20 protein-coding genes and 2 pseudogenes are annotated in these 23,018 nt (G+C 65.9%); 8 read left to right on the forward strand and 14 right to left on the reverse strand.

Translation table 11 applies throughout. From position 1 onward, the window contains the following. Positions 1 to 573: pseudogene (locus tag E1N52_RS39440) on the forward strand (amino acid:proton symporter); the annotation flags it as partial. 122 nt (positions 574 to 695) lie between these two features. On the opposite strand, the gene E1N52_RS39445 reads toward E1N52_RS39440, so the two are convergent. The 7 genes and pseudogenes from E1N52_RS39445 to E1N52_RS39475 form a co-directional block, all read right to left on the reverse strand. Then, positions 696 to 1,490 carry a DODA-type extradiol aromatic ring-opening family dioxygenase gene (locus E1N52_RS39445; protein WP_133190127.1) on the reverse strand — a complete coding sequence of 265 codons (795 nt, stop codon included), beginning with the start codon at positions 1,488 to 1,490 and terminating at the stop codon, positions 696 to 698. 150 nt (positions 1,491 to 1,640) lie between these two features. Continuing rightward, positions 1,641 to 2,318: a UbiX family flavin prenyltransferase gene (locus E1N52_RS39450; RefSeq protein WP_281282827.1), complete on the reverse strand. Its 678-nt coding sequence runs from the start codon at positions 2,316 to 2,318 to the stop codon at positions 1,641 to 1,643. Positions 2,319 to 2,402: 84 nt separating this feature from the next. Continuing rightward, entirely contained in the window at positions 2,403 to 2,714 is a 312-nt protein-coding gene (gene grxD, locus E1N52_RS39455; protein ID WP_028214777.1) for a Grx4 family monothiol glutaredoxin, read from the reverse strand. 111 nt (positions 2,715 to 2,825) lie between these two features. Next, positions 2,826 to 3,668 (reverse strand): peptide chain release factor N(5)-glutamine methyltransferase, encoded by an 843-nt coding sequence (gene prmC, locus E1N52_RS39460; protein ID WP_133190129.1) that lies wholly within the window; start codon positions 3,666 to 3,668, stop codon positions 2,826 to 2,828. 13 nt (positions 3,669 to 3,681) lie between these two features. Continuing rightward, entirely contained in the window at positions 3,682 to 4,764 is a 1,083-nt protein-coding gene (gene prfA / locus E1N52_RS39465; protein WP_133190131.1) for a peptide chain release factor 1, read from the reverse strand. A gap of 228 nt (positions 4,765 to 4,992) precedes the next feature. After that, positions 4,993 to 6,258, reverse strand: a pseudogene (hemA, locus tag E1N52_RS39470) (glutamyl-tRNA reductase); the annotation flags it as partial. Positions 6,259 to 6,285: 27 nt separating this feature from the next. Continuing rightward, positions 6,286 to 7,032 carry a response regulator transcription factor gene (locus tag E1N52_RS39475; protein WP_133190135.1) on the reverse strand — a complete coding sequence of 249 codons (747 nt, stop codon included), beginning with the start codon at positions 7,030 to 7,032 and terminating at the stop codon, positions 6,286 to 6,288. Positions 7,033 to 7,227: 195 nt separating this feature from the next. Between E1N52_RS39475 and E1N52_RS39480 the strand changes: the two genes are divergently transcribed. From E1N52_RS39480 to E1N52_RS39490, 3 genes are all read left to right on the forward strand, one after another. Then, positions 7,228 to 7,485, forward strand: a complete 258-nt coding sequence (locus tag E1N52_RS39480; RefSeq protein ID WP_133190137.1) for a hypothetical protein — start codon at positions 7,228 to 7,230, stop codon at positions 7,483 to 7,485. Positions 7,486 to 7,565: 80 nt separating this feature from the next. Beyond that, positions 7,566 to 9,380, forward strand: coding sequence for an aminopeptidase P family protein (locus E1N52_RS39485; RefSeq protein WP_133190139.1), 1,815 nt, complete (start codon positions 7,566 to 7,568; stop codon positions 9,378 to 9,380). A 54-nt stretch (positions 9,381 to 9,434) separates the two neighbouring features. Beyond that, on the forward strand, positions 9,435 to 10,058 hold the full coding sequence (locus tag E1N52_RS39490) for an HAD family hydrolase (RefSeq protein ID WP_133190141.1): 624 nt from the start codon (positions 9,435 to 9,437) through the stop codon (positions 10,056 to 10,058). Positions 10,059 to 10,104: 46 nt separating this feature from the next. Here the strand turns inward: E1N52_RS39490 and E1N52_RS39495 are convergent, their stop codons facing one another. The 3 genes from E1N52_RS39495 to ychF form a co-directional block, all read right to left on the reverse strand. Beyond that, positions 10,105 to 11,262 (reverse strand): DUF748 domain-containing protein, encoded by a 1,158-nt coding sequence (locus E1N52_RS39495; RefSeq protein WP_133190143.1) that lies wholly within the window; start codon positions 11,260 to 11,262, stop codon positions 10,105 to 10,107. Positions 11,263 to 11,419: 157 nt separating this feature from the next. Then, complete coding sequence (gene ettA, locus E1N52_RS39500) at positions 11,420 to 13,084, reverse strand: energy-dependent translational throttle protein EttA (protein ID WP_133190145.1); 1,665 nt, start codon at positions 13,082 to 13,084, stop codon at positions 11,420 to 11,422. A gap of 38 nt (positions 13,085 to 13,122) precedes the next feature. Then, the gene (ychF, locus tag E1N52_RS39505; protein ID WP_133190147.1) at positions 13,123 to 14,217 is read right to left on the reverse strand and encodes a redox-regulated ATPase YchF; all 1,095 of its coding nucleotides are present in this window, start codon (positions 14,215 to 14,217) and stop codon (positions 13,123 to 13,125) included. A gap of 282 nt (positions 14,218 to 14,499) precedes the next feature. On the opposite strand from ychF, the gene E1N52_RS39510 reads away from it, so the two are divergent. The 4 genes from E1N52_RS39510 to E1N52_RS39525 all read left to right on the forward strand — a co-directional run bounded on the left by E1N52_RS39510 (position 14,500) and on the right by E1N52_RS39525 (position 19,286). Further along, on the forward strand, positions 14,500 to 15,672 hold the full coding sequence (locus E1N52_RS39510; RefSeq protein ID WP_133190149.1) for a UbiH/UbiF family hydroxylase: 1,173 nt from the start codon (positions 14,500 to 14,502) through the stop codon (positions 15,670 to 15,672). 162 nt (positions 15,673 to 15,834) lie between these two features. Next, a complete protein-coding gene (locus tag E1N52_RS39515; protein WP_133190151.1) occupies positions 15,835 to 16,566 on the forward strand; it encodes a DsbC family protein in 732 nt (243 codons plus the stop codon). 135 nt (positions 16,567 to 16,701) lie between these two features. Next, on the forward strand, positions 16,702 to 18,492 hold the full coding sequence (locus E1N52_RS39520; RefSeq protein ID WP_133190153.1) for a M61 family metallopeptidase: 1,791 nt from the start codon (positions 16,702 to 16,704) through the stop codon (positions 18,490 to 18,492). 197 nt (positions 18,493 to 18,689) lie between these two features. Then, positions 18,690 to 19,286 (forward strand): FMN-dependent NADH-azoreductase, encoded by a 597-nt coding sequence (locus E1N52_RS39525; RefSeq protein WP_133190155.1) that lies wholly within the window; start codon positions 18,690 to 18,692, stop codon positions 19,284 to 19,286. Between the two features lie 112 nt (positions 19,287 to 19,398). Here E1N52_RS39525 and E1N52_RS39530 read toward each other — a convergent pair whose 3' ends face one another. From E1N52_RS39530 to trpD, 4 genes are all read right to left on the reverse strand, one after another. Further along, a complete protein-coding gene (locus E1N52_RS39530) occupies positions 19,399 to 20,358 on the reverse strand; it encodes a uracil-DNA glycosylase (RefSeq protein WP_133190157.1) in 960 nt (319 codons plus the stop codon). Positions 20,359 to 20,527: 169 nt separating this feature from the next. Next, entirely contained in the window at positions 20,528 to 21,154 is a 627-nt protein-coding gene (locus tag E1N52_RS39535) for a CYTH domain-containing protein (protein WP_133190159.1), read from the reverse strand. Between the two features lie 12 nt (positions 21,155 to 21,166). Continuing rightward, a complete protein-coding gene (gene trpC, locus E1N52_RS39540; RefSeq protein ID WP_133190161.1) occupies positions 21,167 to 21,952 on the reverse strand; it encodes an indole-3-glycerol phosphate synthase TrpC in 786 nt (261 codons plus the stop codon). A gap of 29 nt (positions 21,953 to 21,981) precedes the next feature. Then, a complete protein-coding gene (gene trpD, locus E1N52_RS39545) occupies positions 21,982 to 23,013 on the reverse strand; it encodes an anthranilate phosphoribosyltransferase (RefSeq protein ID WP_133190187.1) in 1,032 nt (343 codons plus the stop codon). Positions 23,014 to 23,018: the final 5 nt, after the last annotated feature.

Raw genomic sequence — 23,018 nt, forward strand, 5'->3', positions numbered from 1 at the left:
AACGCGATGTGGTTCAACCTGCTCGTCTCGTTCATCTTCATGTTCTTCTTCCGCGGCTGGAGTTCGCTCGCGGCGGTGATCTCGGTGGCGACGGTGATTTCGTACCTCACGGGTCCGATCAGCCTGATGGCGCTCAAGCGCGCCGCCACGGACATCGAGCGCCCGCTCTCCGTGCCGTTCATGAAAGTGATCGCGCCGTTCGCCTTCGTCTGCGCATCGATGATCCTGTACTGGGCGAAGTGGCCGCTGACCGGCGAAATCATTCTGCTGATGGTCGTCGCGCTGCCGGTGTACTTCTACTTCCAGAGCAAGCAGGGCTTTGACGGCTGGGGCCAGGATCTGAAGGCCGCATGGTGGCTGTGCGCGTACCTGCCGATCATGGCGCTGCTCTCGCTCGTCGGCAGCAAGCAGTTCGGCGGCGCCGGTCTGCTTCCGTACGGCTGGGACATGCTGGTCGTCGCGCTCGTCTCGCTCGTGTTCTATTACTGGGGCGTGAATTCGGGCTACCGCTCGCCGTACCTCGCGGAACGCCAGGAGCACGACGAAGTCCTCGAAGGCATCGGCGCGCACTAAGCGTCGAACCCAGCGTGTCGAACTAAGCGACGCGCAATACAAAAAGCCCGCCTGAAGCGATTCAGGCGGGCTTTTTTGCGTTTTGAGCAAACGCGGAGCCGGCGTAGCGGCTCGCGGCGGCTTTATTGCACGGCGCTGCCGAACACGTAGTTCGTCATCGCGAGCGCGCGCTGGTAGGTGCCAAGCGACTGCACGCCGAGCGTGTAGTCGTCGTCGGCTGCACCGAGCGCCGCGAAGACGGGCAGCAGGTGCTCGTCCGTCGGGTGCATGAGCACCGCGTGCGGGGCGCGCTGGCGGTAGTCGAGCAACGCGTCGATGTCGCGCGCGGCGAGGTGATCCTCGAACCATTGCGTGAACTCGGCCACGCGCGGATCGGCGTCTTCCGGCCGCGCCGAGAAGTCCGCCTCGCGCAGGTTATGGGTGATCTGGCCCGAGCCGATCACCATCACGCCTTCGTCGCGCAGCGAGCGCAGCGCACGGCCAAGCGCGAAGTGATGGGCGGCGTTGGCGCGCGGCTGGATCGAAAGCTGGGCGACGGGCACGTTCGCCTCGGGGAACATCAGCAGCATGGGGACCCACGCCCCATGGTCGAGGCCGTGCGCTTCCTCATCGACAGGCACGCCTTGCTCGCGCAGCAGCGCCGCTGCGCGCTGCGCCATCTCGGGCGCGCCGGGCGCCGGGTACTGGATCTCGTAGAGCGCGCGCGGAAAGCCGTAGAAGTCGTGGATCGTCTCAGGCTGCGTGGCGGTGCTGACCACGGGGCGCATCGTGCCCCAATGCGCGGAGAGCATCAGCACCGACTCCGGACGCGGCAAATGCTCCGAGAGCACGCTGAAGCCGCCGGAAGGCAGCGACGGGTCGATCGGCAGCGTAGGAGCGCCGTGCGAGAGGAAGAGACTAGGCGTACGGGTGGTCATGATCGTGGGCTGACCGCGCCGGGGCGGTCCGAAAGTATCGTATTCCGATCAATATAAGACCCTACCGTCGCGAATTAAACGGTGCGAAAGGGAATTGATTGTGTCGCCGATATTGATAATCGGCGCGGCGCGCGAAAATGCGCCCAGCGCTTATTCGTCGGTGCCGCGCAGGCCCGGCCAGGCGGGCGAGAGCGCTGGCCCGAGCGCGAACAGGTCGAGCACCCGCGCGACCGTGTGATCGACCATCTCGTCGATCGAAGCCGGCTGGTTGTAGAAGGCCGGCAGCGGCGGGAAGATCACGCCGCCCATTTCGGTCACGGCCGTCATGTTGCGCAGATGCGCGAGGTTGAACGGCGTTTCGCGCACGAGCAGCACGAGACGGCGGCGCTCCTTGAGCGTGACGTCGGCGGCGCGCGCGATCAGGTTGTCGGAGAGACCATGGGCGACGCTCGCGAGCGTCTTCATCGAGCAGGGCGCGACGATCATGCCATCGGTCGCGAATGAGCCCGAAGCGATGGTCGCGCCGACGTCGCGCACGGAATGCACGACATCCGCGCGTGCGTGCAGATCGTCCTTGCTGAGCTGCAGCTCGTGCTGGATGTTGAGCCAGCCCGCCGCCGAAACGAGCAGATGCGTTTCGACGCCGCCCAGCCGCCGCAGCATGTCGAGCATGCGCACGCCGTAAATCGCGCCTGTGGCCCCCGTAATCGCGACGATCAGCCGGCGTTGCGGCAGTTGTGCGATAGCGGACGAGGCAGGGGAGGCGGTATTCACGTCAGGCGGGAGTCGAAGCGAAGGCGAGGCGAGGTCGAGGCGAATGCGCCTCATGAAAAAGCGCCGGCGTTGCACACCGAGCGCTCGGGACGGAACAGGCGCACCGTCGTGCACCCGATGCCGCCCCGTGGCTGGCGATTACGCCGCGGCGAAGAGCTGCTGCAGCTCGCCGTTCTGGTACATCTCCATCATGATGTCCGAGCCGCCGATGAACTCGCCCTTCACGTAGAGCTGCGGGATGGTCGGCCAGTTCGAGAATTCCTTGATGCCCTGGCGGACTTCGTCGTCCTCGAGCACGTTGACGGTCTTGAACTGATCGACGCCGCAGGCTTTCAGGATCTGCACCGCGCGACCGGAGAAGCCGCACATCGGGAACTGCGCGTTGCCCTTCATGAAGAGGACGACGGCGTTTTCGTCGACGATCTGCTTGATGCGTTGTTGGGTGTCCATGACTGACCTTGCGATTGAATTGATGCTGAATACGTTGGAATGCAGGATGAAATGATAGCGGATTTCGCCCGTGCAAGCCCGGCGTTGCCGGGAGCGTGCCTGGCCGGCCGGCTAAGGTAGACAGCCGCCGCTGATGCGTTCGATGCCGGCCAGATCGCGCTCGGAGCGCACGTCCTTGAAACCGGCGTCTTCCAGCAAGGCCCGAACGGCGGCCGCCTGGTCGTAGCCGTGCTCCATCCAGAGCACGCCGCCCGGCGCGAGCCGGGCAGATGCGCCCGCGACGATTGCGCGCAGGGCGGTGAGGCCGTCGGCTTCGTCGGTGAGCGCGCCGCGCGGCTCGAAGCGCAGGTCGCCTTGTTCCAGATGGGGATCGCCGTTCGCGATGTACGGTGGATTGCTCACGATCGCTTCGAATCGCAGCGCCGCATCGAGCGTGTCGTACCAGCTGCCAGCCACGAACGCGAGCGGGCCGCCGGGACGCTGGGCGTCCAGCAGCTTCGCGGCGTTGCGCGCAGCCACTTTGAGCGCGGCCGCCGAACGATCGACGGCCCAGACGCGCGCATCGGGACGCGCCGAGGCGAGCGCCACGGCAATCGCGCCGCTGCCGGTGCCGAGGTCGAGCACGCGCGGCTGTGCGACGCCTTCGAGCGCCGCGAGGGCCGTTTCCACGAGCAGCTCGGTATCGGGGCGCGGAATCAGCACGTCGGGCGTCACGTCGAAGTCGAGGCCGTAGAACTCGCGCGCGCCCACGAGTTGCGCGATCGGCTCGCCTTGCACGCGGCGCGCTTCGAGCGCGCGGTACGCGTCCACGCGGGCCGCGTCGAGCGCCTGATCGCCGCGCGTGATGAGTTCGGTGCGGCGCCAGCCGAGTACGTGCATCAGCAAAATGCGCGCTTCGAGCGCGGCTAGCGGCGTGGCGCGCAGCAGCGCCTCGGCGGTAACGGCTTCGCTCATGTCTCTGGCGCGCTCAATCGGCGTCGCCGAGCGAGGCGAGCTGCTCGGCCTGATGCTCGGAGACGAGCGCGCCGATCAGTTCGTCGAGGTCGCCGTCCATGATCGCTTCGAGGCGATAGAGCGTGAGATTGATGCGGTGATCGGTGAGCCGCCCCTGCGGGAAGTTGTAGGTGCGGATGCGCTCCGAGCGGTCGCCCGAGCCCACGAGGCTCTTGCGCGTCGCCGCTTCCTTGGCGTGCTGCTCCTGGTACTGCTTGTCCTTGATGCGCGCGGCGAGCACCTTGAGTGCGCGGTCCTTGTTCTTGTGCTGCGAGCGGTCGTCCTGGCACTCCACGACGATGCCGGTCGGAAGGTGCGTCACGCGCACGGCCGAATCGGTCTTGTTGATGTGCTGGCCGCCCGCGCCCGAGGCACGGAAGGTGTCGATGCGCAGGTCGGATGGATTGATCTCCACTTCGCCGATTTCGTCGGCTTCCGGCATCACCGCGACCGTACAGGCCGACGTGTGGATGCGGCCCTGCGTTTCGGTGGCGGGCACGCGCTGCACGCGATGGCCGCCCGACTCGAACTTGAGCTTCGAGTACGCCGCCTCGCCCGCAATGCGCACGATCACTTCCTTGTAGCCGCCCAGATCCGACTCGCTCGCCGACATCATCTCGATCTGCCAGCGGTTGCGTTCCGCGTAGCGCAGGTACATGCGCAGCAGGTCGCCCGCGAACAGGGCCGACTCGTCGCCGCCTGTGCCCGCGCGGATTTCGAGGAACACGTTGCGGTCGTCGTTGGGGTCCTTCGGCAGCAGCATCATCTGCAATTCGTGCTGGAGCTGCGCCATGCGCTCGCGCGACGCTTTCACCTCTTCCTCGGCGAAGTCGCGCATCGAGGCGTCGGAGAGCAGGTCTTTCGCCGCGGCTTCGTCGTCTTTGGCCTGACGCCACTGTCCGTAGTGCTCGACCACGGGCCCCAGCTCCGCATGCTCGCGCGTGAGCTTGCGGTACTGGTCGCGGTTCGAGGTCACGTCGGGACGGCTCAACAGGTCGTTCAGCTCGGCCAGGCGCGTAGTCAGCTGGTCGAGCTTCGATTGCATGCTCGTTTTCATCGGGCGGTGCGGAGCGGGCTCCGGATAGGACTGCGAGAGAGAAGAAGCGGGCGGGCGGCCCGGTCGTGCAGGGCACGCATGGCGCGCGCCCGACCGCGAACGTCGCTAACGGTCCGAACTACCAGACGAATCGGACGAATTGGACGAATCAGAAGAGCCGGCGGAACGCGGCGAGGCGCTGACGTCCACCGCGGCCTGCACGGCGTCGTCTGTCCTGGCCGGCTGGCCGTGGCGGTAAAAGCCGCCCATCAGTTCGATGAGCGAGTCGCGCTGATCGCCGCTCGACGTGTTGAGCGCATGCGTCGGACCGTGGATCAGCTTGTTGGTGAGCGACTGCGACAGCGCTTCGAGCACGGCCGACGGGTCGTCACCGCGCGCGAGCATCTTGCGGGCGCGTTCGAGTTCGGCGCGACGCAGCGCGTCGGCCTGGGTGTGCATGTGGCGGATGACCGGCACGATGCTGCGCGAGTCGAGCCACTGCATGAAGTTCGCCACGCGCGACTCGATGATCGTTTCGGCCTGCGCGACCGCGGCCTGGCGCGAGGCATTGCCTTCGCGCACGATCGTGCCGAGATCGTCGACGGTATAGAGGAACACGTCTTCGAGCTGGGCGACTTCGGGCTCGATGTCGCGGGGCACCGCGAGGTCGACCATGAAAATAGGGCGGTGACGGCGCGCCTTCACCGCGCGCTCCACAGCGCCGAGTCCGATGATCGGAAGCGTAGACGCCGTGCACGAGACGATGATGTCGAATTCGTGCATGCGCGCGGGCAGGTCGGAGAGCGGAATGGAGCGGCCGCCGAAGCGTTCCGCAACATAGCGCCCGCGCTCGGCCGTGCGGTTTGCGATCACGAGTTCGCGCGGCTGCTGCGCGGCGAAGTGCGCGGCGCACAGCTCGATCATCTCGCCCGCGCCGATAAAGAGCACGCGCTGGTTGGCGATCTTGTCGAAGATGCGCTGCGCGAGCCGCACGGCGGCGGCGGCCATCGAAACCGACTGCGCGCCGATTTCGGTCGTGCTGCGCACTTCCTTCGCCACGGCGAAGGTGCGCTGGAACAACTGGTTCAAATAGGTGCCGAGTGCGCCGGCCTCGGTCGCGGTGCGTACCGCCGTCTTCATCTGGCCGACGATCTGCGTTTCGCCCAGCACCATCGAATCGAGCCCCGAAGCCACCCGGAACGCATGACGCACCGCTTCGGACTGCGGCAGCGTATAGACGTGCGGCGCAAGTTCCTCTTCGCGGATGCCGTGGTACTGCGAGAGCCAGCTCACGGCCTGGTCGCGCGAGCCGTGCGCGTCGGTCGCGCAATAGAGCTCGGTGCGGTTGCAGGTGGAGAGAATGGCGGCTTCCGGCGCGCTCAGCGAACGCTTGCCGGACCACGCTTCCTTGAACAGGGCGAGCGCGGGCTTGATCTGTTCGAGCGGAAACGCCACGCGTTCGCGCAAGGCGACGGGCGCGGTGTGGTGATTGATTCCGATCGTTAGAAGCTGCATACCATGGGGGCGAGATTTAGGCGGATATTATAACTTTTCCTCGCTTTCGACATTCGCGCCGACAGAGCCCGACATTCCGGTAGGTGATATGGGGAGCCTTTCGAGCTGGTAACCAAAGCCGTACAAAGTGGTCAAACGCCAGCCGTGCTCGGGTCCGAGCTGCAATTTGCTGCGCAGACGGGAGGCGTGCGTGTCGAGCGTGCGCGACCGAACGTCGCGGTTCAGATTCCAGACGGTTTCGAGAATGCGTGCCCGCGAAACGGGGCGCGATGCATTGGTGAAGAGCAGCAGCGCGAAACGGTATTCCTTGGGCGTGAGCGTGACGGTGTGACCCCGAAACGACACTTCGTAGCGGCCGGAATCGAAGAGGTAGTCTCCAAAGCCGTGACGGGCGCGATTGCGCGGCCGGCGCACGCCGGCGCGGCGCAGGAGTGCGTCGATGCGCGCGAGCATTTCAGGGCCGCGCACGGGCTTGGCGATGCAGTCGTCCGCGCCGGCTTGCAGGCTCGCGACGATTTCGCTTTCATGGGGCGCGAGCATCAGCGCGATGGCGGGCAGACCCGGCAGCAGCTTGCGCGCCTGGGGGATGAGGTCGTCGGCGCCGGCGTCGCCGCACCACCATGCTGCGATCAACAGGTCGAAGGTTTCGTCTTCGAGGGTTTCAAAGAGTCGTGCGCCAAGAGGGAAGTGGTGGCATGCGTGCCCGCCCGCAATGAGCAGGCGGACGAGGGTTTCGGCCTGACGGGCGTCGGGTTCGACAAGGGCGATTCGCATACGAGAGAGTGCGGCTGGGGCGGCCCGGACGCGCTTGCCTTGCGCAACCCTGCCCCCTACACTCAACCGCTACGCGGGAAGCGCCGAGCCGGCCGTTTTCCAGTTTTAAAAGTGACTAACCGAGTTACAAATGCTAGCTCTCATGCATCGGCGGTCCTATCGGACTTATCTGAAAACCCATAGGACAAGTCTTTGATGGGCTGGCCCGGTATCGTCATTCTCGGTCTGGTGGTGGGCTGTGCGGGATGGTGGCTCCATCCCTTGCGCCGTGCCGCACGTCACGGATTCGCGCTGGCGGTCGTGGCCGGCGTGCTCGGCGCGGCGCTCGCGAATGCAGCGGGCAGTGCGACCGGTCTTTTCTACGATGGCGAGTTGCTTCAGTGGCCGCTTTGCACGGCGATCGCGCTCGTTTTCGCGGGCGTGTGCGTAGCACTGCGCGCGCGGCGGACCTAGTCGCGCGCAGCCGGTCCTCAGACGCGCAGCCTTTAGCCGAATCCAGATCTTCCGCTTCGAATTCTTCGCAGGTGAAAAACATGAACGCCCGACTCCCCGAAACCTCTTCGATTCCCGAACGCATTGCCGCCCTGCGCGCTGCGATGACGCGCGCCGGCGTGGATGCCGCCCTCGTGCCCTCCGCCGATCCGCATCTGTCTGAATATCTGCCGCGCCGCTGGCAGGGGCGCGAGTGGCTCTCCGGCTTCACCGGCTCGGTGGGCACGCTCGTGGTGACGAAGGACTTTGCGGGCGTGTGGGTGGACAGCCGCTACTGGGTGCAGGCCGAGCAGCAACTGGCCGGTACCGGCATCGAGCTCATGAAGATGATGGGCGGCCAGCAGAGCGCGCCGCATATCGACTGGCTCGCGCAGAACGTGAGTGCGGGCGGCGCGGTGGCCGTGGATGGCGCGGTGCTCGGCGTCGCCTCGGCGCGCGCGCTGGCCGAGGCGCTCAAGGCGCGCGATGTCGCGCTGCGCACGGACCTCGATCTGCTCGACGATGTCTGGCAAGGTCGCCCGTCGCTGCCGCTCGAGCCTGTCTACGAGCACGTCGCGCCGCACGCCGACACGAGCCGCGCCGGCAAGCTCGACCAGGTGCGCCGCGCGATGCAGGAGAAGGGCGCGCAGTGGCACTTCATCTCCACGCTCGACGATCTAGCCTGGCTCTTCAACCTGCGCGGCGCGGACGTAAACTACAACCCGGTGTTCGTCGCGCACGCGCTGATCGGGCCGGACGACGCGACGCTCTTCGTCGCCGACGGCAAGGTGAGCGACGCACTCGTGCAGTCGCTCGCGAAAGACAAGGTGCGTGTCGCGCCGTATGCCGAGGCCGCCGCCGCGCTCGCGGCGCTGCCCGCGAAGGCCGCGCTGCTCGTCGATCCGCGCCGCGTGACGTATGGCTTGCTGCAGGCGGTGTCGTCGGCGGTGAAGCTCGTGGAGTCGGTCAATCCGAGCACGTTCTTCAAGTCGCGGAAAACTGCCGCCGAAGCCGATCACGTGCGCGCGACCATGGAGCAGGACGGTGCGGCGCTTGCCGAGTTCTTCGCGTGGTTCGAGGCGGCGCTTGGCCGCGAGCGCATCACCGAGCTGACCATCGACGAAAAGCTTTCCGCCGCGCGTGCTCGCCGAGCGGGCTTCAAGTCGCTCTCGTTCGCGACCATCGCGGGCTTCAACGCGAACGGCGCGATGCCGCACTACCGCGCCACGCCCGAGTCGCACAGCGTGATCGAAGGCAACGGCCTGCTGCTCATCGACTCGGGCGGCCAGTACCTCGACGGCACCACCGACATCACGCGCGTCGTGCCCGTGGGCACGCCGAGTGCGGAGCAAAAGCGCGATTTCACGCTCGTGCTCAAGGGCATGATGGCGCTTTCGCGCGCGAAGTTCCCACGCGGCATCCGCTCGCCGATGCTCGACGCCATTGCTCGCGCGCCGATCTGGGAAGCGGGCGCGGACTACGGTCACGGCACGGGCCACGGCGTGGGCTACTTCCTGAACGTGCACGAAGGTCCGCAGGTCATTTCGCACTACGCGCCTGCCGAGCCGTGGACTGCGATGGAAGAGGGCATGATCACCTCGGTCGAGCCGGGCATCTACCGGCCCGGCAAGTGGGGCGTGCGTATCGAGAATCTCGTGCTCAACCAGCGCGCCGAAACCACCGAATTCGGCGACTTCCTCAGCTTCGAGACGCTCACGCTCTGCCCGATCGACACGCGTTGCATCGATCTCGCGCTCCTGCGTGCGGACGAGCGCGAGTGGCTCAACGCGTACCACCAGACGGTGCGCGTGCGCGTAGCGCCGCACGTGAGCGGCGATGCGCTCGCGTGGCTCGAAAAGCGCACGCAGCCGATCTGATTTCCCCGGCATCCCGATAGCGATCCGATAACGATCAAGCGGAGCGAGAAACGCATGACGATCAAGGCAGTGGTGTTCGATTTCGGCGGGGTGCTCGTGGACTGGAGTCCCGAGTATCTCTATCGCAAGCTGATTCCCAACGACGACGAGCGCCGCTGGTTTCTCACCCACGTCTGCAAAATGGACTGGGTGATCCGCCAGGACGGCGGCGAGCCCATTGCCGTGGGCACGAAGGAACTGGTCGCGGCGTTTCCCGAGCACGAAGCGCTCATTCGCGCGTTCTACGATCGCTGGCACGAGATGGTCGGCGGCTTGCTCGCCGGGGGCGTCGCGACGTTCGAGCGCCTCGAGGCGGCGGGTATGCCGATCTTCGGTCTCACGAACTGGTCGGCCGAGACGTTTCCGTGGGCGTGGGAGCGCTTCGGCATCCTGCGGCGCTGCCGCGATATCGTCGTGTCGGGCCACGTGAAGCTCGTGAAGCCCGATCCGGCGATCTTCCACGAGATGTTCCGCCGCATCGAGGCACAGTTGCCGGGCATAAAGCCCGAGGAACTCGTTTTCATCGACGACAATGCGCTGAACGCCGAAGCGGCCACGGCGCTCGGCTGGCATGGCGTGCACCACACGAGCAACGCCACCACCGACGCGAAGCTGCGCGAACTCGGCCTGCCGGTCTGATCCGGCCTAATCCGGTCTCACCAGGCTAAAGCCGGCGCCCCGCGCGCTATTTCGAAGCGGGCGCCGGCGCTACCGGCTGCAGCAGACTGCGCAGCGCGTCGGCGATACCCTTCGCGGTTTGCCCGGCGCCCTTCGCCACCCCTTCCGCGCTCACCCCGAGCGCCTGCGCAAACCCTGCGCGCAACTCCGTCATCAGGTTTTCGTTGAGCTTGAATTTCGGGTCGCGCAGGTTGCCGTCGAGCACGAAATGCAGCGTGATCTCACCCTTGTGCGCCTTCAATGCGGCCACGGCGGCGCGCGTCGGGATCGACAGGAAGGTGTCCACTGCGTCGCCGCTTTCCGCGAGTTGCAGGTTGTGCAGCGTGACCGTGCCCGGCGCGTGCAGGTGATAGCCGCGCACGGTCGAGGTGAGATCGAGGTCGAGCGTGCCGCCCGTCACGTTGGCCTTCGCGCCGGCCTTTTTAAGCAGATAGGGATCGATTGTGCGCACATCCACGCCGCGCAGCGACGTGCGCAGTTGCGAGTCCTTGCTCGCAATCTGGATCCAGCCGTCGAACGTGACGCGTCCGGTGTGCTCCGGACCGACGACGTTGCCGGTGACCGAAACGCGCGTGGTCTCCGTAAGCGCCGGCAGCTGGACATTGTCGACGCTCGCCTGCGCGCGGTTCACCGTAATACGCCACGGCGGATTGCTCACCGAACGGTCGTAGAAGTCGAATGTGCCGTTTTCGAAGCCGATATGGTCGATGATCTTTTCCTGCGGCAGGCTGTTTGCGCCCTGCGCGCCGCTCGAGGGCGCGGCGCTTTGCGCCATCGCTTCGCGCAGATTCGGCAGGATCAGGATCGAGCCGCTTTCCCGGCGCAGCACCGTCATCGTGAAATCGCTCACGGTGACGTCGCGAATATGCACGCGGTGCGAGATCAGCGCGCGCACATCGGGCGTGATCGTGATGCGGGCGGCGCGCAGCGTGTCGGCGGTCGGCCAGTTCGGCGGCGGCTTCAGGCGCACGTCGGTGAGCTCGACCGATGAGAGATTGAACGCCACGTTCACGCTCGCGGCCGTGCCGACGGGCGCGAGCGCTCGCTCCACGTAGGCTTTCGCCTCGCGCTGCAGCGCGTAGAGCGTGCCGAGCGCCGCGAGCACGAGCAGCGCGACGACGATCGCCACGATGAGGACAACACGGTTGCGCAGCGCCATCGCCATACGGAATTCCTCGCGGGAGCTGGGCTTGATCAAGCCCCAGGTGAGCCTAAGCGTAGCGGCTTTCGAGCAACCGCCATGCCGTGCGTGCTTGGCTGACCCTGCCAGAACGACAACGGCGGCCCGCGGGCCGCCGTTGTTTGCTATCGATCGCGCCTGATTAGCGGCTGATCGGCTTGTAGCGCAGACGCTTCGGACGTGCGGCTTCTTCACCGAGACGCTTGATCTTGTCGGCCTCGTACTCCTGATAGTTGCCGTCGAAGAACGTGACCTGCGAGTCGCCTTCGAACGCGAGGATGTGCGTGGCGATACGGTCGAGGAACCAGCGATCGTGCGAAATCACCATCACCGAGCCCGCGAATTCGAGCAAGGCGTCTTCGAGCGCGCGCAGCGTTTCGACGTCCAGATCGTTCGACGGTTCGTCGAGCAGCAGGACGTTGCCGCCCGAGATCAGCGTCTTGGCCAGATGCAGACGGCCACGCTCACCACCCGAGAGGTTGCCGACGATCTTCTGCTGATCGCCGCCCTTGAAGTTGAAGCGGCCGATATACGCGCGTGAAGGCGTTTCGTACTTGCCCACGGTCAGCACGTCCGCGCCGCCCGAGATCTCCTCGAACACGGTCTTGTTGGCGGCCAGCGCGTCGCGGCTCTGGTCGACGTAGGCGAGCTTGACGGTCGGGCCTTGCACGATTTCGCCCGAATCCGGCTGCTCCTTGCCCGTGAGCATGCGGAAGAGCGTCGACTTACCGGCGCCGTTCGGCCCGATGATGCCGACGATCGCGCCCGCGGGAATCTTGAAGCTCAGGTTGTCGATGAGCAGACGATCGCCATAAGACTTGCTGACGTTCTTGAACTCGATCACTTCGTTGCCCAGACGCTCGCCCGCCGGAATGAAGATTTCCTGCGTTTCGTTGCGCTTCTGGTATTCCGAGCTCGACAGTTCCTCGAAACGCGCGATACGCGCCTTCGACTTCGCCTGGCGGCCCTTCGGGTTCTGGCGCACCCACTCCAGTTCCTTCTTGATCGCCTTCTGGCGTGCCGATTCCGACGCTTCTTCCTGCTTCAGGCGCTCTTCCTTCTGGTCGAGCCAGCTGGAGTAGTTGCCCTTCCAGGGAATGCCGTGGCCGCGGTCGAGTTCGAGAATCCACTCGGCGGCGTTGTCGAGGAAGTAGCGATCGTGGGTCACGGCGACCACGGTGCCCGGGAAGCGCGTGAGGAACTGCTCGAGCCACTCGACCGATTCGGCGTCCAGGTGGTTGGTCGGCTCGTCGAGCAGCAGCATGTCGGGCTTTTCGAGCAGCAGCTTGCACAGCGCGACGCGGCGTTTTTCACCGCCCGAGAGGTTGCCGATCTTCGCGTCCCAGGCCGGCAGGCGCAGGGCGTCGGCGGCGATTTCGATCTGCTGTTCCGCGCTGCCGTCGGTCGTCGCGAGGATCGCTTCGTACTTCGCCTGCTCGGCGGCCAGCGCGTCGAAGTCGGCGTCCGGCTCCGCGTAAGCGGCGTAGATCTCGTCGAGCTTCTTCTGCGCGTTGAACACGTCGCCCAGACCTTCCTCGACCGCTTCGCGCACGGTCTTTTCCGGATCGAGCTGCGGCTCCTGCGGCAGGTAGCCGATGTTCAGGTTGGGCATCGGCGTGGCTTCGCCTTCGATGTCCTTGTCGACGCCGGCCATGATCTTGATGAGCGTGGACTTGCCCGAGCCGTTCAGGCCGAGCAGACCGATCTTGGCGCCGGGGAAGAACGACAGCGAGATGTCCTTCAGGATCTGGCGCTTGGGCGGCACGATCTTGCCGACCCGGTTCATGGTGAAGACGTATTGGGCCATAAGAGTGTCTTTTGGAAACGGGAAGAAAAAGGTGTCGCTTAAACGTTGAACAGGAAGTTCATCACGTCGCCGTCGTGCACGACGTATTCCTTGCCTTCGGCGCGCATCTTGCCGGCTTCCTTCGCGCCGGTTTCGCCCTTGTACTGAACATAGTCGTCGAACGCGATCGTCTGCGCGCGGATGAAGCCGCGCTCGAAGTCGGTGTGGATCACGCCGGCGGCTTGCGGGGCCGTATCGCCGACATGGATCGTCCACGCGCGTACTTCCTTCACGCCCGCCGTGAAGTAGGTCTGCAGGCCGAGCAGCTTGAAGCCCGCGCGGATCACGCGGTCGAGGCCAGGCTCTTCCATGCCCATGTCGGCGAGGAACGCGATCTTGTCTTCGTCTTCGAGGTCGGCGATTTCCGCTTCGATCGCGGCGCACACGGCCACGACCGGCGAATTCTCGCCTTCAGCGTACTTGCGCACGGCTTCCAGATGCGGGTTGTTCTCGAACCCGTCTTCCTTCACGTTCGCGACGTACATGGTCTTCTTCGCGGTGATGAGGCAGAAGGGCTTGATCAGCGCCTGCTCGTCCTCGCTCAGCGCGAGCCCGCGCACGGGCTTTGCCTGATCGAGTTGCGCGCGCACCTTTTCCAGCACGGCCACGAGTTTCGCGGCTTCCTTGTCGTTGCCCGACTTGGCGGCCTTCGAGTAGCGCGTGAGCGCCTTCTCGACGGTGGCGAGGTCGGCGAGCGCCAGTTCGGTGTTGATGACTTCGATGTCGGCGAGCGGATCGATCTTGCCTGCCACGTGGATCACGTTTTCATCTTCGAAGCAGCGCACGACGTGCGTAATCGCATCCGTTTCGCGGATGTTCGCGAGGAACTGGTTGCCGAGGCCTTCGCCCTTGCTCGCGCCCGCGACCAGACCCGCGATGTCGACGAATTCGACCACGGCCGGCACGACGCGCTCGGGCTTGACGATTTCGGCGAGCGCCTTCAGACGCTGATCCGGCACTTCTACCACGCCGACATTGGGCTCGATCGTGCAGAACGGGTAGTTTTCGGCCGCGATGCCCGCCTTGGTCAGCGCGTTGAAGAGGGTGGACTTGCCGACGTTAGGCAAGCCGACGATGCCGCATTGGAGGCTCATGTAAATCTCTGCATGTCAGGGTGGTGACGTGCGGCTCGCCGCGCGCGAAGGGCCCGGGGCCGGGCGTCTCGCGAAAGCGGGAGCGGCGGGCGGGGCGGCGCAGGTGGCACGTCGGGGGACGTGACGGGGAGTCACGAAAACCGTAATTGTAACCTCGTCCGGGTGAGCCTTAGCCGCGGTTGTCGCCGCGCCGACGGGCCGACTTCCCGCAACGGCTTGCTGCGCCGCAACACCGCGCCCCTCCGGCCCGGCCACGCAAGCGCCCGCGGCTATAATGCGCGCATGACTGCAAGCAACCAGACCTTTGATGTCGCCGTGATCGGCGGCGGGCTCGTCGGCAAGTCGGCGGCGCTCGCGCTGACCCAGAGCGGCCTGCGCGTGGCGCTGCTCGCGCAGCCTTGCGCGCCGCTGCCAGCGGGCGCCGTGTTCGACGCGCGCGTGTACGCCTTTTCGCGCAGTTCGCAGGCGCTGTTCGAGCGGCTGCGGGTCTGGCAGGCCGCCGACGCCGCGCGCCTCACGCCCGTCTACGACATGCGCGTGTTCGGCGACGCCGCGGCGGAGCTGCACTTCTCGGCATACCAGGCCTCGGTTGCGCAGCTTGCGTGGATTGCCGAGTCGTCGGTCGTCGAGCGCGCGCTCGACGCCGCGCTGCACTTCCAGCCCAATCTCGCGTGGATCGACACGCGCGCACAGACGCTCGACGTGAAACCGGACGCGGCCGTGGTCGGCCTCGCCAATGGCCGCACGATCGAAGCCGACCTCGCGATCGGCGCGGACGGCGCGCATTCGTGGGTGCGCGCGCAGATCGGCTCGAAGGTCGAGCGGCGCGATTACCAGCAAACCGGCGTGGTCGCCAACTTCCGGGCGGAAAAGCCGCACGGCGAAACGGCGTACCAGTGGTTCCGCGAGGGCGAGGTCGTCGCCTTGCTGCCGCTGCCCGATCAGCACGTGTCGCTCGTCTGGTCGGCGCAGACCGAACATGCCGACGAGCTGCTCAAGCTCGAACCGGCGCAGCTTGCCGCCGAAGTTGAGCGCGTCTCGCAAAGCCAGCTGGGCGCGCTCGAATGCGTTACGCCCGCGCGCGGTTTTCCGCTTTCGCTGCAAACCGTCGACCGGCTCATTGCGCCGCGCGTCGCGCTGATCGGCGACGCCGCGCATCTGATCCACCCGCTGGCGGGCCAGGGCGTGAACCTCGGTTTGCGCGACGTTGCCGCGCTCGTCGACGTCGTCACGAAGAAAGAGGCCTTCCGCGATCTCGGCGACATCGTGCTGCTGCGCCGCTACGAGCGGGGCCGCCGCGAGGACATCCAGAAGCTCGTCGTCGCCACCGACGGCCTGCAGCGGCTCTTCTCGTTCCCCGGCACGCTCGCTCGCGCGGTGCGCAATACGGGCATGGCGTTCGTGGGCGCGCAGCCGCTGCTCAAGCGCTGGCTCGTGGCCTCGGCGCTCGGCTAGTACACGGGCTTGCCCGCTTAAACGGGCATTTCGGTTGCTTTAGGCCAGTGCAGCATAGAATGGGCGTATTGGCCGCGCCCGCAGCACATGCCGTCCCGGCCATTCAACGGAACTCTGCGCGCGTCGCCCCTGCGCGGCGCGCCCGAATCAGGAATGCATCCCATGCAAACGCGTATTCGATTTGCCGCGCTCGTGATCGCGGTAGCCACCTCGGCGCTCGGCTGCTCGGCCCAGGCCGACCAGACCACCGACAAGATCAGATCGGCGCTGCAGACGCGCCTCGGCATCGACGCCAGCGACATCAAGGGCATCACCAAGGCGCCCATGCCGGGCCTCTACGAGATCAACCTCGGCACGCAGATCGTCTACAGCGACGCCAACGGCGACTACGTGCTCAACGGCGAACTCATCGACACCAAGGCGCACCGCAATCTCACCGAGGCGCGCCTGAACGAAATCAACAAGGTCGATTTCTCGAAGCTGCCGCTCGAGAACGCTGTCAAAGTCGTGAAGGGCGACGGCAAGCGCAAGATGGCCGTGTTCTCCGACCCGAACTGCCCGTACTGCCATCAGCTCGAAAACACGCTCAGGTCGATCGACAACGTGACGGTCTACACCTTCCTGTATCCGGTGCTCTCGCCGGATTCGACGGCGAAGGCCAAGCAGATCTGGTGCTCGGCCGACCGCGGCAAGGCGTGGGAATCGTGGATGGTCGACCGCAAGGCGCCTACGGCAGCCGGCACGTGCGACACGGCCGCCATCGACAGCAATCTCGCGCTCGGCCAGAAGATGAACGTGACTGGCACGCCCACCGTGATCCTCGCCGACGGCACGCGCCTGCCGGGCGCAGTCAGCGCCGACCGGCTCGAACGCGGACTGAACGGCGCGCACTGACGCCTCGCCTGAACCCGCCGGCCGCTTTCGCGGCCGGTACTTTTTTGCCCGGCGCTTTTTGTCCGTTTTTGTCTGCCGGGCATACTGAATTTGCACTGCAGCGTCTGCTGACCGAATCTCTCACCGATCCCGCCGATGAAGCCGATCCGATACACCATCGTCCCGAAGAATCCCGCCGCGCATCTGTTCGAGGTGACGCTCACCGTGGAAGACCCCGCGCCGGACGGCCAATGCTTCATGTTGCCCGTGTGGATTCCGGGCAGTTACATGGTGCGCGAGTTTGCGCGCAACATCGTCACGCTGCGCGCCTTCAACGACGCGGGCCGCAAGGTGCGCGTGACGAAGACCGACAAGCATTCGTGGCAAGCCGCGCCCGTGAAGGGCGCGCTCACACTGCGCTACGAGATCTACGCGTGGGACATGTCGGTGCGCGCGGCACATCTCGACGACACGGTGGGCTTCTTCAACGGCACGAGCGTGTTTCTCGCGGCACTCGGCCATGAGGAGGCGCAGCACGCGGTCGATATCCAGCGTCCGGATGGGCACGCATACCGCCACTGGCGCGTGGGCACGGCGCTCACGGAAGCGCGCGGCACCAAGCGTTACGGTTTCGGCGAATACACGGCCACGAACTACGATGAGCTGATCGATCATCCGGTCACGCTCGGCGAGTTCACGCTCGCGAGCTTCAAGGCGCACGGCGTGCCGCACGACATCGTGATCGCGGGCCGCGTGGTCGCGCTCGACACCGAGCGTCTTGCCGCCGACCTCAAGAAAATCTGCGAGGCGCAGATCGCGCTGTTCGAGCCGCGCACGAAGCGCGCGCCGATGGAGCGCTACGTGTTCATGACGCAAGCCGTGAGCGACGGTTACGGTGGCCTCGAGCATCGCGCATCGACGGCGCTCATCTGCAATCGCACCGACCTGCCGGTGAAGGGCAAGCCGGAGACGTCTGACGGCTATCGCACCTATCTCGGCCTGTGCAGCCACGAATACTTCCACACGTGGAACGTGAAGCGCATCAAGCCCGCGGCGTTCGTGCCGTACGACCTCACGCGCGAAGACTATACGTCGCTGCTGTGGCTGTTCGAGGGCTTCACGTCGTACTACGACGACCTGATGCTCGTGCGCAGCGGCCTCATTTCCGCAGACGAATACTTCGGCCTGCTCGGCAAGACGATCGCCGGCGTGCTGCGCGGGACGGGACGCCTGAAGCAGAGCGTCGCGGAAAGCTCGTTCGACGCGTGGGTGAAGTACTACCGCCAGGACGAGAACGCGTCGAATGCGATCGTGAGCTATTACACCAAGGGCTCGCTCGTGGCGCTGTCGTTCGATCTCGCGATTCGCGCGCAGACGAACGGCCGCAAATCGCTCGACGACGTCATGCGCCTCTTGTGGCAGCGCTATGGGCGCGACTTCTATCGCGGCAAGCCGGTCGGCGTGGGCGAGGACGATGTCGAGGCGCTGATTACCGAGGCGACGGGCGTGGAACTGGGCGCGCTCTTTAGCGACGCCGTGCGGGGCACGCGCGACCTGCCGCTCGCGGCGCTGTTCGAGCCGTTCGGCGTGACGCTCGAAGGGGAGCCGGAGCGCGGCGCGAAGCCGTCGCTCGGCGCGCGGCTGCGCGGCGGCGCCGAAGCGACGCTTGCCGTGGTCTACGAAGGCGGCGCGGCCCAGAAGGCGGGGCTTTCGGCTGGCGACGCGATCGTTGCGCTCGACGGCCTGCGCGTGACGGGCTCGAATCTGGATACGCTGCTCTCGCGTTACCAGCCGGGCACGAAGGTCGACATCCACGCGTTCCGCCGCGACGAGCTTCGCGTGGCGCGTCTGACCCTCGACGCGCCCGAGGTCGCGCGCTACAAGCTCGCCGCCTCCGACAAGCGTGCGCCCGCGCGCTCATTGCGCGAGCGCTGGCTGGCGGCATAAGCCGCTGGGCGGGGCACGGCGGCACGGGGCACCATAAGCGGCGTGGGGTAACGGATCCCACGCCGTTTTTTCATGCCGGCGATTGTTCTATCGTTGCAACAATCCGTCATCGGCGGACTACTTTTTCGGGGCGCAGTAAAAAAACACAATGCCTTCACTCGCGCAACGTTGCGCAACTGAGACCCGAAGGAGCCACCATGACCACGATCCTGCAAATCAATTCCGCCGCCCGCTCGCAAGGCGCCCAGTCGACGCTGCTCGTCAACGAATTGACGACCAAGCTGCAACAATCGAATCCGGGCGCGCAAGTCGTCACGCGTAACCTGCAATCCGATCCGCTGCCGCACCTCGACGACGCCGTGCTCGGCGCGTTCTTCACGCCGGCCGAGCAGCGCACGCCGGAGCAGCAGGCCATCGCCGCACGCAGCGAAGCGCTGATCGCGGAACTGCAGGCAGCGGACATCATCGTGATCGGTGCGCCGATGTACAACTTCGGCGTCTCGTCGCAGCTCAAGACGTACTTCGACTGGATCGCGCGTGCCGGCATCACGTTCCGCTACACCGCGAATGGTCCCGAAGGCCTCGTGAACGGCAAGAAGGTCCATGTCGTTTCGGCACGCGGCGGCAAGTATCAAGGCACGGCGCACGACAGCCAGACGCCGTACCTGAAGTCGTTCCTCGGCTTCCTCGGCATGACCGACGTGAACTTCATCTACGCCGAAGGCCTGAACATGGGCCCGGACGCGGCAAGCGCTGCGCTCGCAGGCGCACGTGAAGCGATCGCTGCAGCGTAACGTTCGCGCTTGTTGTCTGTTTGACGGCTGTAAAAGCAAAAACGCCACGAGAGTGATTTCGTGGCGTTTTTCATTGCGCGTCGCGTTGCGAGGCCCAAGCGGGTAACGCAGTTCAAGCGAGCACGAGTCCTTCCTCCGGCAAACGCCAGTCGATCGGCTGGCGGTCGTGCGCCTGCAGATACTCGTTGGCCTGCACGAAATGCCCGCAGCCGAGAAAGCCGCGATGCGCGGAAAGCGGCGACGGATGCGGCGCCTCGAGCACGCAATGCGCGCCCGTGAGCAGCGCGCGCTTGTTCTGCGCATGCGCGCCCCACAGCATGAACACGAGGTTCTCGTGGCGCGCGGCGAGTTGCTGGATCAGCGTGTCGGTGCAGCGTTCCCAGCCGCGCTTCGCGTGGCTCGCGGCGCTCGCGCGCTCGACGGTCAGCACTGTGTTGAGCAGCAGCACGCCCTGGCGCGCCCAGGCGTCGAGACAGCCGTGCGCCGGCGCCTGAATACCGAGGCTCGCCGCGATCTCCTTGAAGATGTTGCGCAGCGAAGGCGGCGGGCGCACCGAGGGCGGCACCGAGAAAGCCAGGCCATGCGCCTGCGGCGTGCCCCGATCGTCGCCGTGGTACGGGTCCTGGCCGAGGATCACGACCTTCACGTCGTCGGGCGAGGTGAGGCGCAGCGCGCGGAACACGTCGGCGGGATAGACGGTCTTGCCGGCGGCGCGCTCGTCGTCGACGAAGCGGCACAACGGCGCGTAGGCGTCGCTCGTGATGAACGGCGCGAGCAGCTCGCGCCATGCGGCGGGCAGCGCGTCGAACTGGTCTTCGAGACGCGTGGTGTCGATTGCGGCCTGCGGCATCGCGGGTTCGTTGGACATGGCGGGTGCGGACATAACGGCGTGCGTGCGCTCGGGCGCCGGGAATTCGTCGGCGCCGAACAGCGAGAAGATCGTGATCTGGCGCGGGTCGATTTCGGGCAGCGGCGGCTCGTCGAGCGTGGCTTGCGCCGTGTCGGACAGGTCGTCGTCGAACAGCGACGCTTGCACCGGCATCGCGACGCGCGGGCGTTTCGTGGAGGTCATGGGCGGCAAGTGTCGCAGCAATTGCGCGGCGATTCAATCCGGCGCGAGCGCGGCAGGGCGGCCTTTTGCGGCATCGGCGCTGATGTTGCAACTAACAGCACCTTTTTCGCGCTTTTCTCGAGTGATAGAGCGCGTTTGCGCGGCGCTCCGAAGCCGCGCCGCGTCGTTCTCAGCCTTCGCGCAGCTTGTATCCGCGCTGGGCCTTGCTAATGTCGTCCGGCGCGAGGCCAGGCAGCGCCTGCGCGAGTTCCGCCGCGAGCGTGTGCAACGCCGCTTCGTCGCCCGACTTCAGTTCGAGTTCGATTTCGCAGATCGGCTTGTGCCGCGTTTCGCCGTTCACGTCCGCGGTGACTTCGCCCTGATCGACGGCCGCTTCCACTTGGGCGCCATCGACTTCGAGCGTCCACAGCGTGCGCTGGAAGTCGGTGCGAAAGAGTGGGATCAGGTTCGCGGCGGCATCCGAGAGCGCCGTCGAAACACCGGCTTCATCGCACTCGTGCAGCAGCCTGTCGATTTCGAGCGCTTCGCCCGCCACCGGCATTTCCCACTCGTGCCGCGCGTGCAGCCCGTTTTGCGCCACGCCCACAGTCTTGAACGTCTGCAGCCAGCCCTCGGGCGCACGGCGCAGGCGCAGCGCGCTCTTTGCGCGCGCGAGCGCAAGCGCCGGTGTGTCGAAGTAGATGTTTTCGAGCCGGATGGCGCGACCCGGCTTGCCGGCGCGCGTCTCGAAGAGACGCAGCGCTGCGTCCACCTGGTCGCGCGGCAGCGCGAGCTTGATTTCGCGTTCGATACCCATGGCGCCGCGCGATCAGAAGAACATGCGGGCGAGTTCCGCGCCTGGCTGCTCGGCGCGCATGAACGCCTCGCCCACGAGGAACGTGTGCACGGAAAGCGCGCGCATTTTCTCGACGTCCGCACGCGAGAGAATGCCCGACTCGGTCACGACGATGCGGTCTTCAGGCACGTCGTCGAGCATGCTGATGGTCGTGTCCAGCGTCGTTTCGAACGTGCGCAGATTGCGATTGTTGATGCCGATGAGCGGCGTCTTCAGTGTGAGCGCGTGCGTGAGTTCTGCGCGGTCGTGCACTTCGACGAGCACCGCGAGACCGAGCGAATGCGCAAACGCTTCGAGGTCGCGCATTTCACCTGGCTGCAGGGCGGCGGCGATCAGCAGGATCGCGTCGGCGCCCATCGCGCGGGCTTCGACGATCTGATACGGATCGACGATGAAGTCCTTGCGCAGCACCGGCAGGTTGCACGCGGCGCGTGCGGCTTCGAGGTACGCGGCGCTGCCCTGGAAGAACTGCACGTCGGTCAGCACGGAGAGGCAGGCCGCGCCGCCTTCGGCGTACGAGCGCGCGATTTCGGCGGGCTGGAAGTTTTCGCGCAGCACGCCCTTCGACGGACTTGCCTTCTTCACTTCGGCGATCACAGCGGCCTGGCCGTTGTCGTGCTTCGCGCGCAGCGCGCCAACGAAATCGCGCAGGTCACGCGTGCTCGCCTGCAGACGCAATTCTTCGAGCGGGGCGCTCTGCTCGGCGGCGCGCACTTCTTCGCGCTTGACCGAGATGATCTTTTCGAGGATGTCACTCATGATGTTCGGAGGCAAAAAACGGTGCTGGATCAGCGTTTGAACTGTTGCGTGAAGCGTACCAGTTCGTCGACTTTGGCGCGCGCGCGGCCGCTGGCGAGCGTCTCGCGCGCAAGCGCGATGCCTTCTGCGATCGAGTCCACCACGTCCGCCGAATAGAGCGCAGTGCCCGCATTCAGCGCGACGATCTCGCGCGCAGTGCCCGCCTCGTTCGAAAGCGCGCCGAGCAGCATCGTCTTCGACTCGTCGGCATTTTCGACCTTGAGCGAACGGTTCGAGACCATCTGCATACCGAAGTCTTCGGGATGGATCTCGTACTCGCGAATCTGGCCGTCCTTCAGCTCGCCGACGAGCGTGGCCGCACCGAGCGAGACTTCGTCCATGCCGTCCTTGCCGTAGACGACGCACACGTGTTTTGCGCCAAGACGCTCCATCACGCGCACCTGAATGCCGACGAGGTCCGGATGAAACACGCCCATCAATTGATTGGGCGCGCCGGCCGGATTCGTGAGCGGCCCGAGGATGTTGAAGATCGTGCGCACGCCCAGCTCGCGGCGCACGGCGGCGATGTTCTTCATCGCGGGGTGGTGGTTGGGCGCGAACATGAAGCCCATGCCCGTTTCGGCGATCGAGGCGGCCACCTGGTCCGGCTGCAAATCGATGTTCACGCCGAGCGCTTCGAGCACGTCCGCGCTGCCCGACTTGCTGGAGACGCCGCGGTTGCCGTGCTTGGCGACCTTCGCGCCGGCTGCCGCGACCACGAACATCGAGGCCGTGGAGATATTGAAGGTGTGCGAGCCGTCGCCGCCAGTGCCGACGATGTCGATGAAGTTCGAGTTGTCCTTCACCTCGACGTGATTCGCGAACTCGCGCATCACCGTCGCTGCGGCGGTGATCTCGCCGATGGTTTCCTTCTTCACGCGCAGGCCGGTGAGGATGGCCGCCGATTGCACGGGCGAAAGCTCGCCGCGCATGATGAGGCGCATGAGGTGGAGCATCTCGTCGTGAAAAATCTCGCGATGCTCGATCGTGCGCTGGAGCGCTTCCTGCGGGGTAATCATGATTGGTC

It is taken from the genome of Paraburkholderia guartelaensis (assembly GCF_004353905.1).
GTDB lineage: Bacteria > Pseudomonadota > Gammaproteobacteria > Burkholderiales > Burkholderiaceae > Paraburkholderia > Paraburkholderia guartelaensis.

Excerpts from the sequence above, each read along its gene's own strand:
- E1N52_RS39445 (WP_133190127.1), bottom strand. The coding sequence starts at position 1,490 with ATGACCACCCGTACGCCTAGTCTCTTCCTCTCGCACGGCGCTCCTACG.
- E1N52_RS39450 (WP_281282827.1), bottom strand. The coding sequence starts at position 2,318 with ATGAGGCGCATTCGCCTCGACCTCGCCTCGCCTTCGCTTCGACTCCCG.
- grxD (WP_028214777.1), bottom strand. The coding sequence starts at position 2,714 with ATGGACACCCAACAACGCATCAAGCAGATCGTCGACGAAAACGCCGTC.
- prmC (WP_133190129.1), bottom strand. The coding sequence starts at position 3,668 with ATGAGCGAAGCCGTTACCGCCGAGGCGCTGCTGCGCGCCACGCCGCTA.
- prfA (WP_133190131.1), bottom strand. The coding sequence starts at position 4,764 with ATGAAAACGAGCATGCAATCGAAGCTCGACCAGCTGACTACGCGCCTG.
- E1N52_RS39475 (WP_133190135.1), bottom strand. The coding sequence starts at position 7,032 with ATGCGAATCGCCCTTGTCGAACCCGACGCCCGTCAGGCCGAAACCCTC.
- E1N52_RS39480 (WP_133190137.1), top strand. The coding sequence starts at position 7,228 with ATGGGCTGGCCCGGTATCGTCATTCTCGGTCTGGTGGTGGGCTGTGCG.
- E1N52_RS39485 (WP_133190139.1), top strand. The coding sequence starts at position 7,566 with ATGAACGCCCGACTCCCCGAAACCTCTTCGATTCCCGAACGCATTGCC.
- E1N52_RS39490 (WP_133190141.1), top strand. The coding sequence starts at position 9,435 with ATGACGATCAAGGCAGTGGTGTTCGATTTCGGCGGGGTGCTCGTGGAC.
- E1N52_RS39495 (WP_133190143.1), bottom strand. The coding sequence starts at position 11,262 with ATGGCGATGGCGCTGCGCAACCGTGTTGTCCTCATCGTGGCGATCGTC.
- ettA (WP_133190145.1), bottom strand. The coding sequence starts at position 13,084 with ATGGCCCAATACGTCTTCACCATGAACCGGGTCGGCAAGATCGTGCCG.
- ychF (WP_133190147.1), bottom strand. The coding sequence starts at position 14,217 with ATGAGCCTCCAATGCGGCATCGTCGGCTTGCCTAACGTCGGCAAGTCC.
- E1N52_RS39510 (WP_133190149.1), top strand. The coding sequence starts at position 14,500 with ATGACTGCAAGCAACCAGACCTTTGATGTCGCCGTGATCGGCGGCGGG.
- E1N52_RS39515 (WP_133190151.1), top strand. The coding sequence starts at position 15,835 with ATGCAAACGCGTATTCGATTTGCCGCGCTCGTGATCGCGGTAGCCACC.
- E1N52_RS39520 (WP_133190153.1), top strand. The coding sequence starts at position 16,702 with ATGAAGCCGATCCGATACACCATCGTCCCGAAGAATCCCGCCGCGCAT.
- E1N52_RS39525 (WP_133190155.1), top strand. The coding sequence starts at position 18,690 with ATGACCACGATCCTGCAAATCAATTCCGCCGCCCGCTCGCAAGGCGCC.
- E1N52_RS39530 (WP_133190157.1), bottom strand. The coding sequence starts at position 20,358 with ATGACCTCCACGAAACGCCCGCGCGTCGCGATGCCGGTGCAAGCGTCG.
- E1N52_RS39535 (WP_133190159.1), bottom strand. The coding sequence starts at position 21,154 with ATGGGTATCGAACGCGAAATCAAGCTCGCGCTGCCGCGCGACCAGGTG.
- trpC (WP_133190161.1), bottom strand. The coding sequence starts at position 21,952 with ATGAGTGACATCCTCGAAAAGATCATCTCGGTCAAGCGCGAAGAAGTG.